At 35.1% G+C, this 11,471-nt stretch carries 18 protein-coding genes and 2 pseudogenes; 10 read left to right on the forward strand and 10 right to left on the reverse strand.

What is annotated here, in order from left to right; genetic code table 11:
- The first annotated feature begins 68 nt into the window (after positions 1-68).
- Entirely contained in the window at positions 69-704 is a 636-nt protein-coding gene (locus tag HRG09_RS10770; RefSeq protein WP_174100779.1) for a phosphatase PAP2 family protein, read from the forward strand.
- Here the strand turns inward: HRG09_RS10770 and HRG09_RS10775 are convergent.
- Positions 691-1,572 carry a cation diffusion facilitator family transporter gene (locus tag HRG09_RS10775; RefSeq protein ID WP_174100781.1) on the reverse strand — a complete coding sequence of 294 codons (882 nt, stop codon included), beginning with the start codon at positions 1,570-1,572 and terminating at the stop codon, positions 691-693. The two genes, HRG09_RS10770 and HRG09_RS10775, sit on opposite strands and share 14 nt — an antisense overlap.
- 274 nt (positions 1,573-1,846) lie before the next feature.
- Here HRG09_RS10775 and HRG09_RS10780 point away from each other — a divergent pair, with 274 nt between their 5' ends.
- Positions 1,847-2,206: a YhfM domain-containing protein gene (locus tag HRG09_RS10780; protein ID WP_174100669.1), complete on the forward strand. Its 360-nt coding sequence runs from the start codon at positions 1,847-1,849 to the stop codon at positions 2,204-2,206.
- 45 nt (positions 2,207-2,251) lie between these two features.
- Here the strand turns inward: HRG09_RS10780 and HRG09_RS10785 are convergent, their stop codons facing one another.
- The 4 genes from HRG09_RS10785 to HRG09_RS10800 form a co-directional block, all read right to left on the reverse strand.
- The gene (locus HRG09_RS10785) at positions 2,252-2,566 is read right to left on the reverse strand and encodes a thioredoxin family protein (RefSeq protein WP_174100783.1); all 315 of its coding nucleotides are present in this window, start codon (positions 2,564-2,566) and stop codon (positions 2,252-2,254) included.
- A gap of 84 nt (positions 2,567-2,650) precedes the next feature.
- Entirely contained in the window at positions 2,651-3,715 is a 1,065-nt protein-coding gene (locus HRG09_RS10790) for a site-specific integrase (protein ID WP_174100784.1), read from the reverse strand.
- Positions 3,712-4,197 (reverse strand): ImmA/IrrE family metallo-endopeptidase, encoded by a 486-nt coding sequence (locus HRG09_RS10795; protein WP_174100786.1) that lies wholly within the window; start codon positions 4,195-4,197, stop codon positions 3,712-3,714. The genes HRG09_RS10790 and HRG09_RS10795 overlap by 4 nt, the downstream gene beginning before the upstream one ends.
- 121 nt (positions 4,198-4,318) lie before the next feature.
- Complete coding sequence (locus HRG09_RS10800; protein ID WP_174100789.1) at positions 4,319-4,696, reverse strand: helix-turn-helix domain-containing protein; 378 nt, start codon at positions 4,694-4,696, stop codon at positions 4,319-4,321.
- 208 nt (positions 4,697-4,904) lie between these two features.
- On the opposite strand from HRG09_RS10800, the gene HRG09_RS28850 reads away from it, so the two are divergent.
- The 6 genes from HRG09_RS28850 to HRG09_RS10830 are packed head-to-tail and all read left to right on the forward strand — an operon-like array spanning position 4,905 to position 7,508.
- Complete coding sequence (locus HRG09_RS28850) at positions 4,905-5,054, forward strand: hypothetical protein (RefSeq protein WP_309232101.1); 150 nt, start codon at positions 4,905-4,907, stop codon at positions 5,052-5,054.
- A gap of 45 nt (positions 5,055-5,099) precedes the next feature.
- Positions 5,100-5,246: a hypothetical protein gene (locus tag HRG09_RS10810; RefSeq protein ID WP_174100791.1), complete on the forward strand. Its 147-nt coding sequence runs from the start codon at positions 5,100-5,102 to the stop codon at positions 5,244-5,246.
- Positions 5,243-5,980, forward strand: coding sequence for an NHL repeat-containing protein (locus HRG09_RS10815; protein WP_174100792.1), 738 nt, complete (start codon positions 5,243-5,245; stop codon positions 5,978-5,980). The genes HRG09_RS10810 and HRG09_RS10815 overlap by 4 nt, the downstream gene beginning before the upstream one ends.
- Before the next feature lie 43 nt (positions 5,981-6,023).
- Positions 6,024-6,305 (forward strand): hypothetical protein, encoded by a 282-nt coding sequence (locus HRG09_RS10820; RefSeq protein WP_174100794.1) that lies wholly within the window; start codon positions 6,024-6,026, stop codon positions 6,303-6,305.
- 1 nt (position 6,306) lies between these two features.
- Positions 6,307-6,519 carry a hypothetical protein gene (locus HRG09_RS10825; protein WP_174100824.1) on the forward strand — a complete coding sequence of 71 codons (213 nt, stop codon included), beginning with the start codon at positions 6,307-6,309 and terminating at the stop codon, positions 6,517-6,519.
- The gene (locus HRG09_RS10830; RefSeq protein ID WP_174100796.1) at positions 6,519-7,508 is read left to right on the forward strand and encodes a glycoside hydrolase family 25 protein; all 990 of its coding nucleotides are present in this window, start codon (positions 6,519-6,521) and stop codon (positions 7,506-7,508) included. Before HRG09_RS10825 ends, HRG09_RS10830 begins: the two co-directional genes overlap by 1 nt.
- A gap of 72 nt (positions 7,509-7,580) precedes the next feature.
- Here the strand turns inward: HRG09_RS10830 and HRG09_RS10835 are convergent, their stop codons facing one another.
- From HRG09_RS10835 to HRG09_RS10845, 3 genes are all read right to left on the reverse strand, one after another.
- Positions 7,581-8,216 (reverse strand): hypothetical protein, encoded by a 636-nt coding sequence (locus HRG09_RS10835; protein WP_174100798.1) that lies wholly within the window; start codon positions 8,214-8,216, stop codon positions 7,581-7,583.
- A 226-nt stretch (positions 8,217-8,442) separates the two neighbouring features.
- Positions 8,443-9,156, reverse strand: a complete 714-nt coding sequence (locus HRG09_RS10840; RefSeq protein ID WP_174100799.1) for a sunset domain-containing protein — start codon at positions 9,154-9,156, stop codon at positions 8,443-8,445.
- 165 nt (positions 9,157-9,321) lie between these two features.
- Positions 9,322-9,774: a DUF4429 domain-containing protein gene (locus tag HRG09_RS10845; RefSeq protein ID WP_174100801.1), complete on the reverse strand. Its 453-nt coding sequence runs from the start codon at positions 9,772-9,774 to the stop codon at positions 9,322-9,324.
- Between the two features lie 129 nt (positions 9,775-9,903).
- On the opposite strand from HRG09_RS10845, the gene HRG09_RS10850 reads away from it, so the two are divergent.
- Positions 9,904-10,488: a restriction endonuclease gene (locus HRG09_RS10850; protein ID WP_174100803.1), complete on the forward strand. Its 585-nt coding sequence runs from the start codon at positions 9,904-9,906 to the stop codon at positions 10,486-10,488.
- Between the two features lie 297 nt (positions 10,489-10,785).
- Here HRG09_RS10850 and HRG09_RS10855 read toward each other — a convergent pair whose 3' ends face one another.
- Together HRG09_RS10855 and HRG09_RS29655 are read right to left on the reverse strand one after the other, a co-directional pair.
- Positions 10,786-11,082 (reverse strand): contact-dependent growth inhibition system immunity protein, encoded by a 297-nt coding sequence (locus HRG09_RS10855; RefSeq protein ID WP_174100805.1) that lies wholly within the window; start codon positions 11,080-11,082, stop codon positions 10,786-10,788.
- A gap of 29 nt (positions 11,083-11,111) precedes the next feature.
- Positions 11,112-11,219: pseudogene (locus tag HRG09_RS29655) on the reverse strand (WXG100 family type VII secretion target); the annotation flags it as partial.
- Positions 11,220-11,326: 107 nt separating this feature from the next.
- Here HRG09_RS29655 and HRG09_RS28860 point away from each other — a divergent pair.
- Positions 11,327-11,443, forward strand: a pseudogene (locus HRG09_RS28860) (N-acetylmuramoyl-L-alanine amidase); the annotation flags it as partial.
- Positions 11,444-11,471 lie beyond the last annotated feature (28 nt).

The raw sequence follows: 11,471 nt of genomic DNA on the forward strand, positions 1-11,471 counted from the left end.
AAAAGAAATGGAGAGGGAAACTAAAACAACCGCTCCATTTTTTATTTTTGTATTGTGAGGTTATGTATGTGAAACGATATCGACATGTATACTTGTTAAGCGTATTACTTATTTGTTTTGTCGGATTATCACTTTCGTATCATACCGCTTGTGTTGAGAAATTTGATGATGTTGTTACTAACTTTATTCAAAGTTTTCGGAACGATTATTTGACGGCTTATTTCACTTGGATGTCTTATATTGGTTCAAAAAAAATATATTTCCCGTTATTAATCATAGTTGTAATGTACTTTCTTATTCGAAAAAGGTTGTTAGGTGCGTTATTTTTAATCATTAATTATTATGGATCTCGTCACCTTAACAACCTCCTAAAATTATGGTATGAACGACCAAGACCAGATGTCACGCAGCTTGTTACAGCTACAGGATATAGTTTTCCAAGCGGACATACGATGAATGCCACAGCATTTTTAGGGTTTATCGCTTATGTAACAATCACGGAACATCGCATTACATTGCATAGAAAGTTATTGATTATTTTTATTACATGTTTCGTGATATTCTCTATTTCTGTTAGCCGTGTCTATCTAGGGGTCCATTATCCATCTGATATATTAGCGGGCTGGGCAGCGGGTGGAAGTTGGCTTGTTTTATGTATCATGTTCCATCAAGCATTCATCAAAAAAGAACCTATGTCATCATAGGTTCTTTTTGCATAGGCTCAACATGAATATGAGTGTGCAAAATTCCAAACTTTTGTTCTAACATTTCCTCAATTTTATCTGTAATATGATGGCTTTTATTCACGTCCATATGAGCATCTACTTCGATTGTAATATCTACATACGTTTGGTTCCCATACATACGTGCACGAATATCAACAATATGTTCAACACCAGAAACAAGTTTGACAGCTTGTGAATACTCCTCCATTTTATCAGGATCAATGCCATCGGTTAACATATGAGAAGCCTCTATAAAGATGTCCCACGCAGTTTTGCAAATGATAAAACCAACAAGTAAGGCCGCGATTGGATCGAGAATCGGCATGTGGAACTGAGAAGCAACAATACCGACAACTGTACCGATACTAACAAGAGCATCTGATAAATTATCTTTCGCTGCGGCTTCTAATGCTTTACTTTTTGTACGCTGTGCAATTTTATTGTTATATTTGTACACGATGTACATGACGACAGCACAAAATAAGGCAACCCACGCTGCAAGCATACTTGGTGCGTTTTTTTGTGGATTAAAAAAGGATTGAATTGCACTCACAATAACTTCTAAACCAACCGTTGCCATAATAAAGGAAGCAACAAGTGAAGCGATTTGTTCTGCACGTGAATGACCATACGGATGATCTGGATCACGAGGCTTCCGAGAAATTTTTAAACCGATTAATACAGCTAAAGAAGCACCAATATCTGTTAAATTATTTAAACCGTCTGCACGTAATGCACTGGAAAGAGCAATATAGCTAATTACGATTTTCAGTGATGACAAAAATATGTAGGCGATAATGCTGACAATAGCTCCTTTATCAGCTTCTTTATTAGAAAGTGAATTCATAACGCTCACTCACCTTTCTGTTAGGAATTTCTTTCTAGTAATAGAGTATCAAACGAAACTCGTGTGGGTCTATACAAACATTGTTGACGTTTTATAGCTTTTTAAGTAGGGGGTAACAAAGTTTCGTGGAGGAAAAATATGTTGCGAAGTACAAAGTGAGGAAAGATTAAAATTTCATCGGATTTCCTTTACAATATAACAAAGGGAAAGAGTAGGGTGCGAAAAATATTATCTTATTTCATGCTAGTGCTTATTACATTGATTAGCGCAGGGTGTGGGGGTATTCGATGAAGAGAACGTAAAGAAACAAGATATTTCTAAGCTGTCGATATCTACTTCAAAAGGGTTTGGTGGTTTAAACGAAGATTATTTTATGAATATTCAAGATAAAGAAAAATTAGAGGGGATTCGTAATCTGCTACATGACGTAAAAAAACAAAAAAGAAGTAATGAAAAGCCACAATACGATTTGTTAAGTACATATCAAAATGGAGATACACATGGAATTCATCTATACCTTGGAGGCGCAGGAGAGAAAAGTGTCATCATGTATATCGGTCATGAGGAAACAGCATATTACACTTCTGAAGAAATGACTAAGCAATTGCGAAAGATAATCATAAAAAAAGGCTAAAAAAATGCCTCTGAAAGAATAAAACTCAGAGGCATTTTTTCTATGTTAGTACGCTTCTAAAAACTCAGTAACTTGTTCTTCTGTTTTTGCATTTGCGCTATGTAAATGACCAAGTTTTTCACCATTTTGATACACTAATAAGCTAGGAATTCCCATTACTTGATACTCTTCTGCAATATTTGGGAACTCATCTTTATTAATAGAATACCATTCAAATTTATTGAACTCTTCCATTACATCCCCGATAAAGTTGTCCATACGTACGCAATCTGGACACCATGTAGTGAAGAACTTAACTACTACTGGCTCCTCGCTTGCGATAATGTCCTTGAATTCCTTGTCACTCTTGATTTCTTTCATGTTTTTCGCTCCTTTCAATTTTATACGAATCTGCTAGTATTTTTATGCAAAATCCGTATTTGCAAAATCTTCAACTGCTTTTTCTTATAGTCCTGGTACGACATGTGAGTAGGTGTCTAATGTGATGCCTACTCTTTTATGTCCTAGTCGTTCACTTACAATCTTCGGATGAATCCCTTGTTTCAACATTAAAGTTGCATGAGTATGTCTTAGATCATGGAACCGAATATCAGGAACCTCACTTTTCTTTATAAGCTTTTTCCAGAGCTGTGTCAAACTTCTGAAATTGCAAGGATTACCATTGAAAGTAGGACAGACCAAATCATAGTCGTTATACTCGCTTCCGTATCGTTCTTTTTCTACTTTTATTCGTTCATAATGTTCTTCCAGAGCGTGTAATGTGATTTCAGGAAGTACGATTAGACGTTTCCCTGTAGAGGTTTTTGGTTCATGAAATTCTTTAGTAATATGAGAAAGAGATCGGTTGACAGATAGTGTTTTTCTCTCAAAATCAATGTCTTTCCATTGTAATCCTAATATTTCACCTTTACGCATGCCACAAGTAATTGCAAGTAGATAAGCGACATAGTATCGACTATCTTTGGCATTTTCTAAAAAACGCAGTACGTCTTCTTCTGACCAAGTGTTCACAGTTTTTTCTACACCTTTAGGTGGACTTACAACATCCGCAACATTCTTTCTAACAATTTCATGTCTCATCCCATAAGAAAGGGCAGTACGAATAATCTGATGTATACTTCGTACTGTAACAGGCTTCATACTTTCTGATAGATCTCTATAAAATTTTTCAAGATCTATACCCTTTAATTTTTGCATTGGAATGTTACCGAGTTTTGGTATAATATGATTATTAATATGTTTACGATAATTATAGTACGTGGTTTCTCTAAGATTTATCTTTCTAGCTTCAAGGTATTGAATAAAGAATTCGCGTACTCTCATTTTTGTGGGCTCGATATACGAGCCTTCTTCTATTTCTACGATTCTTTTAGCCATATCGGCTTGTGCTTCTTTTTTCGTTTTATATCCTGAAAACCATTTTTGGCGTCTTTTGCCCGTTTCAGGATCGGGACCAATATCTACTATTATTGTCCACTTCGAACCTCTTTTTCGAATATGTCCTTTCATGCCAAACACTCCTTCATTTGAATTTTACTTTGAATTTGAGTAAGACGTTGCTTACATAATTCAGGAGTAACTTGAAACAATTCAGACATATCAGCGACCATGGTATCCTTTGCAGGATTAATATATTTTAGCATATGGAAGGGGGTAGCTGCATATTTGGTAAAATGTACTGCATCCCATTCTTGTAATTCGCGAAAAGCAGTAGGCATAATCCCTTGTATGCCAGTGTGGCGCAGGATATGACATAATTCATGAAAGAATATCTCTTTTTGTTTTTCTTTAGATAAGCGTGAATCAATGACAATCATTTTTAAATAATTATTTGCTATGTAATACGAGTCAATGTTTTCTTTTAAAAGTATGATATTACAGTGTTGAGCAATGTTTTCAATACATAAATCACTTGGTTTTAAAATTCCAAGCTGTTGATAAAATGTAGTTATCCAATCTTCCAGTAGGGTAGTCTGATACGACCAATCCATGAATTTCACCTCATTGTTAAAAATAGGAACGTTTGTTCTTATTTTACTGTAAAAATAAAAGCCCGTGAAGTGGGCTTTTATTCATTAGTTTGAAATTCATTTAAACTTACATATATATTTCTTATTTTCTACGTTTTTCCGCTAACTCTACAACCATATCAAAATGACGTTTAATCATTTCCACATCCTCTGGAGAGAGGTTTTTCCATTTTTCTATATCAAAGAAGCCCATATCGTTTATGCCAAGTTGTTTGACATGGTTGGTGATCTCCAAGAGAGAGTCGTATTCGTTTTCAGGTGGTACAGAGGTATTGGTTCTTCCTAATAGGTAATCAACAGATATATCAAAGAAATCAGCTAATTTTTTTAAAGTTTCATTATCTGGTTCACTTCTTCCATTTTCGTAATGAGAGTATCTTGCTCTTGATATTCCAAGATATTTAGCTACCTCTTCTTGTGTTCGATTACCTCGTGCTTTTTTTAATCGTTCTTCAATCATAAGATTCCTCCTCTCGAATAGTTATTATGAGCAATAGCGATATATAAATACTATTTCTATTATAGATACAAAAAGTATCACTTTGAATAAAATGATAATAAATGTATCAAAAGGAGGCGAGCGTATTGGAACGTATACGGTTGATACATGAAAGAAAAAAAAGGAACTTACTCAAAGAGAACTAGCAGATATACTTAATTTATCAGAAGTGTATGTAAGGAAACTTGAAAAAGGTGATTCTGAACCAGGGAGGAAAACATTACTTAAGCTTGAAAAGTTCTATTGTGTTAGGGATCGAGAGTTGTTTCCTGATATTTTTTTAATTAATTTTGATACAAAATGTATCAAGATAAAATGAGGGGGATAATGCTATGCAACATCTAACGGCAAGGCAGGAAATGAAATGTCATCCTCTTTAAAGAAGGCTTCTGTTTATGATGGAAATCAAATATGGCGTTGTATTGAGGGAAAAGATATTGATTCACTAGCGGTTGATGTGGATGGATTTGTTGCATATATGGAACGAAATATAGGGGGATATACAGAGTGAAACCAGATGGCAGTCCTGAGTGGAGCATCCCTTGGGAGAGTGCTAATGCATATTCTACAATACATGTAGCTGTGGATCGTGATGGTAATTTCTATGATGGAAAAGAAGGAGAAATAATAAAAAGAGATAAACAAAATAAAGAATTGTGGAGACGAGGATTTCCGACAATTAATCAACCAGGTGTTGAAGAAATGATTTTGGATAACGATAAGAATATGTATGTGTTAGTTAACACTCAAGAAGCTTATGTTAGCGCAAGGGTTGTAAAATTAAACTCTAACGGTACAGAAATTTTTAATTTACCAATTACAGATATAGGAGATACAAGGGAAATCACTTTGAATGATAATTACTTATTCGTTGGGACAGTGAATAGTTCTGTCATACGTATTTCAAAAGACGGTAAAGAGATTAAAGTATTAAACATAGGTGTATTCAGTTCTGTTTTATCATTAGTTACCGATGCCAAGGATTTATATTTAGCGTTGCGTAGTGGCGTAGCGAAATATGATCAAAATATGAATCGTATTTGGCATTGTCAATTTGCAGATGAAAGTGCAACAGAGTTAGTGAGAGTAACGAAAAATGGTTATATTTATGCTGCATGTCATAATAAAACGTTAAAGAAAATATCACCAGACGGAAAAGAGCTCTGGTCCATTACAGAACAAGAAAAAATCATTTCATTAGCTGTATCGGAAGGACCATACGCTACATTTTCTGATTTATGGTAAGCGCACAATAGTGGGCTTTTTTATTTTGGAAAGGAGTTAATATATGACAATTGAAATCGGTGTACTTATCGCATTAGTTTCATGTGTTGTTGGTTACTTTTCCTACGCGCTTAATCGATCAAGAGAAATTAAATCTGATGGAAGACAAAGCGCTGAAATGAAATCAGAGCTTGGTTATATTCGTAAAGGTGTAGACGATATCCGTATCGATTTAAAAGCGAATGAAAAGCAAATGATTGTACTTGGTGAACGCATTACACGTGTTGAAGAGAGTTCGAAACAAGCACATAAGCGACTTGATACTTTAGAAAAGGAGAATGACTGAGATAAAAGGAAAATTTAAAAATCGTGGGTTATGGGTAGCATTGTTCGCACTGTTGGGGATGGTATTAATGGATACTATCCCTCATTTTAATTTAGGGCGATATCAGGAGTATGTCGATATCATTCTTGTTATTTTGATTGGAGCTGGCGTAATTTCTAATCCAGCTGCTGGCAAATGGTTTGCTGATCAAGATAAAAAAGGAGAAGATGCATAATGGGACACATTGTAGATATTTCTAAATGGAACGGAAATATTAATTGGTCAGTGGCAGCACCTTTACTTGATTTAGCGATTGCACGTGTACAAGATGGTTCAAACTATGTAGACCCAATGTACAAGTCCTATGTGGCTTCTATGAAATCTCATGGCGTACCGTTTGGGAATTATGCATTCTGCCGATTCGTATCAATTGCTGATGCAAAGAAAGAAGCACGAGACTTTTGGAATCGTGGCGATAAAGATGCACTATTTTGGGTTGCCGATGTTGAGGTAAAAACAATGGGCGATATGGTTGCAGGTTCACAAGCTTTCATTGATGAGTTATATCGTTTAGGTGCTAAAAAAGTAGGATTTTACGTTGGGCACCACATGTACTCAAAATTTGGCATGTCAAAAGTAAAAGCAGACTTCACATGGATTCCTCGATACGGTGGTAACAAACCTGCTTATCCATGCGACATTTGGCAGTACACTGAAACAGGACATGTTAACGGCATTGGTAAATGCGACTTGAATAAACTTGTGGGCGACAAACCTCTTTCATGGTTTATTGGTGAAGAAGCAAACACTGTCGCTTCAAATATTCAATCGAATCAAGAAAAAGGAATTGGTATCGCAGTTTCAAAGTATCCTGTTGGCTATGGAGTTAATCTTTACAACGAACCAGATGGCCATTTTACTGGTGAACGTATTTCTGATAAGACGCCATACCTTATCCTTGAAGGTCGTTGGTACGGCGGGGATAAGAATATGTTATGCCTCGGTTGGCAACAATGGGTTCCGCAAGAACACGTTACTGTTCAATGGTTCCGTGCATATTCAAAATATCCACCAGGGTATGGCATTAACACTTATGATGCTGACGGACATTGTACAGGTAATGTAGATGGGACAAATTCGTACGAAATTTATTCTCGCCAAAACGGATGGCTTGATATTGGACAAAGTACTTTTGTTGAAGAAAAACACTTTAACATTAAATAAACGAAAAAGAAACCGGCTCTGTAAACTGTAACGGAGTCGGTTTTATTTATTACATAGCGTCTGTAATTTACGTTAAATAGGGCCGGTAGGAAGAGCAGGAAGTATAGGGTCTGGCGGATAAACCACACCAATAAACCCGCGATTTCTAACCTCAGCACTTACTCCCTCGCTATAATTTCCTACATTCGCTACAATGCGATAGCATATTGGGTCTACTGGAAGTATAGGGTCTGGTGGAAGTATTGGACCGGTCGGATGTAGTGTATCTACCCACGTAAACGTAGAATTAAAGGTAAAGAACGTATTGTCTCCCGAACCTATTTGATAGTTTCCAGATACAATGGTATCTGTGAGCAACGTATTATTACGGAATAATTGATACGTTATGTTATCCACATCAAAAAAATCAATACTACCTCCGTTTCCATTTCCAGTATCTACAAAAATTTCTGTACTCATTGTTGCGTCTAGTTGAACTCTTGGTCTTTCTGCTACTACTCGGGCAGGAACTAAAAACTCCATAATCGTGATATTGCTTGTATTTTCCGGTAAAGCAATAGTAGGTGGGTTTGGCGGCAATGGCGTAAAAAACAATTGAGGAGTTGTAGCGATAGACGGCGCCGAACCAGGAAAAGGAACGGAAACGGAACCAGGAACAGAACAAGAAATCGCAGAAGGGTTACAGTTTCTTCCGTTATTTAAGCTCAAGAATAATCAAACTCCTTTGCTTATAAATCATATAAGTAGTAGATGCAAAATGAAATCGTTTTTCTTGTATGTTTACCTAGCTATAGGAAAGATTCTCTAAAGATGTTGTTAGTATTGTAGATGTAGGAGGCGAATTTGCAGTTGATACAAAAGTAACTGTAAATGAAGCTTATGTATATGTGAAGTGAAATAAAGATCCGACTCTGTTGTGGAGTCGGATCTATTATTATCTTTTTGATGCTCTATATCCAGCAGCTTTTGCTTCCGCTTCTGAGCAAAACATTTCTTCGGCATTTGTTTTATCATAAAACTGTTGTCCAGGCATATGATAAATTTTTTCACCCTTACTGTTTTTATTCCCTTTAATATTACAAGAGCCACCTTGTTCAGTTGACTGTTTTTGATTTGGCTGAGGAGCTGAAGACGCAGCTTCTTGTTTAACTTGAGCCTGTTGTTCTTGTTGTTTCTTTTGCTCTTCTTCTTGTTGCTTTTTCAATTCTTGCTGTTTCTTTTGTTCTTCTTGTTGCTTTTTCAATTCTTGTTGTTTCTTTTGTTCTTCTTCCTGTTGTTTTTTCAATTCCTCTTGTTTACGTTTTTCTTCTTCTAGTTTCTTTTGTTCTTCTAATTTTTTCTTTTCTTCATCATTCTTTTGGCATTCTTTAGATTTTTCATCTAACTCTTTTTCCTTTTCTTTTAGTTCTTTTTCACGTTTCTCTAAATCTTTTTCTTTATTGATTAGTTGTTGTTCTTTCTTTTTTAATTCAGCCTTTTCAGCGCTACTTGTACCATTACTACACGATGCCAATAGAATAAGAATTAGAAAAAATAATGTGATAATAACACGCGTTGCTTTTGTGAAATGTTGATGTTTCCACATTAGAAATAAACCAATTGGAAAAAAGATGATTAAAAATAAAATAGTCCAAACCTTACTTTGCATTTTGCTCCTCCTTGAAAAATATGTATATATTCCAATGTTTACTATATCAGATAAGTAGAGTTTATTTTACATAAATTTTTATTTTATGAGCCATTAAGTAAAATTTTATACATATATGTTTTTGAATAATGAAACCCAGCTCCTTTATAGGAGCTGGGTTATTTTTTATATACCAAGTAATTGTTTCTTCTTCGCATCAAATTCCTCGTTTGTAAGAATGCCGCTATCACGCAAATCAGCTAGTTTTTTTATTTGATCAGCTACATCAACAGGAGCATGAATAGGTGCAGGAGAATGTAATTCGTCCATTTTCTGTTCGATCAACGCTTTAACTTTTATGAAATTCGGTTGTTGTTTTTTATTAAACATAATTGTATTTTCATCTTTTGTGGCATCAAAAAGACCACCTTTATCCTCTTTCCCTCCAGAGAAAGTAAATTGGATATAACCGTTTGTAAATGTTCCAGCGGGCTTGAATTGAATAGAAGAAAGCTGTTTGATTTGTATGTCTTTATCTCCCTTTAACCCTTGTGTCATCTTCGCAAGCATGCCTTTTCTTTTGATAGTGATTTTATTCCCTTCAATCTGTAATTGCCCGTTTACTCCTGTCGCTTCCATGAAAAATCCCCCTATATATGTATTAATATTTCGAAAATAATTATATCAAATTATAAGAATTTATATTGCCGAATTTTTAGTAAATAAATTTATTTTTGTAAGAAATACTATTTCTAGGGAGGTGTGTCTATGCTATATGCATTTCTAATTACCATATTTGTTCTGTACATCGCTTGGTACGTTTACAAAAGAAGAAAAGACCATCACTTATATCAGCTTATTTCTCGCTTTAATAAAGATGAAGAATTTAAACGTACACTAGCGATGGGTTTATATTATCGCTTCATGAAACCACAAGAAAATGAAAAGTGTTCCTCTGTTTTTATACGCCAAACACCATTAGAATTTGAAGCATTCGTTGCGGACGTTATTGAGCGATATCATGGTGGCACAACTTTTGTAACAACAGCATCTGGAGACTATGGCGTTGACTTTGAACATACATTAAATGGCGATTTATATCTTGGCCAAGTAAAATGTTTATGCAATGATATGTCCTATAAAGCAATTGCTCTAGTGCATAGTAATATTGCCAAACGAGGAGCAAAAGGCGGATATGTCGTTTCAACTGGTGGCTTCTCGAAAAATGCTAGATACTATACAGAAGAATTAAATATAGAATTAATCGATGGAGCCCGATTAGCTGAAATGTATATGGAATCTATCGAAGGTCATCCATTACCTCAATATGCATTAAACCCCGCTAATAATTAATCAGCAGAGTTTTCTTAGTTTCAAATATCTTCTCACGTATGTTTGAAGTTATTGAAAACGTATGGTCTGACTGAGGTGGTGAACCTACGATTTTACTCCGAACCACCTTGCTAAGGTAAAGGTATTATTGGTACTGTAGATGCAGGGGTAGAGTTTACAATTGATGAAAAAGTTAATGGTTCACCGCAGTACAAAGTACGTAACAGTAAAGGATACTATATTACTGCAAAAGAAGCCTACGTATATGTGAAGTAATATGAAGAAAGGACCGCCTATTACGGGCGGTCGATTTTTTTATTAAGTGTTTTTTAATGCTTGTTTTAGCGTTTTAACTGTTTGTTCAAGCCATTCCAATGGTGTTATTTCTATTCCTTCAAAATATATTCCATCTGCAGAAAACCGTATGTACTCATTTTTTTCTTTATCACTATAATCACTTTGAATAAATTCAGCTAGGAAAATAATAGCATCTTGCAAATACTCTTTGGGTGCCTCTTCAAGTAACTCTTGGAGTGCTTCTTCGTAAAATGTATCTTGATGAAATGTTGCTGCTAAGAACTGATAAACTGGATCTTCTGGATTTTTTAATAGCATATATTTCTTTCCTCCTATTAGTCGACTGGCTAACCTGTTAAAATGAAATTTCCATTGCCGTCTTTTTTTAAGATAATTTTGGCATTTTTCATATAATGAGCTGTTGTAGACCCTCTCCGTATTCCACGCCGAATAATATAACTATTATAATAATCCAATGCTATCAATGAAAGAAAGGAATTTGCCAGGAATGAAATGATAGATAAAGAGATTAGATATGGCTTGAATAGTAGGGAAGGGTATAGTGTTTATAATTGATGCGAAGGTAAGCGTAAATGGTTCGTTACAATACAAGGTATACAACAGCAAAGGCAAAACATACTATATAACTGCACATGAAGCCTGTGTAAATGTGAAGTGAAAATCCGACTCATAAGAGTCGGATTTTT

Origin of the sequence: Bacillus sp. Xin1 (assembly GCF_013314535.1) — a bacterium.
Lineage (GTDB): Bacteria > Bacillota > Bacilli > Bacillales > Bacillaceae_G > Bacillus_A.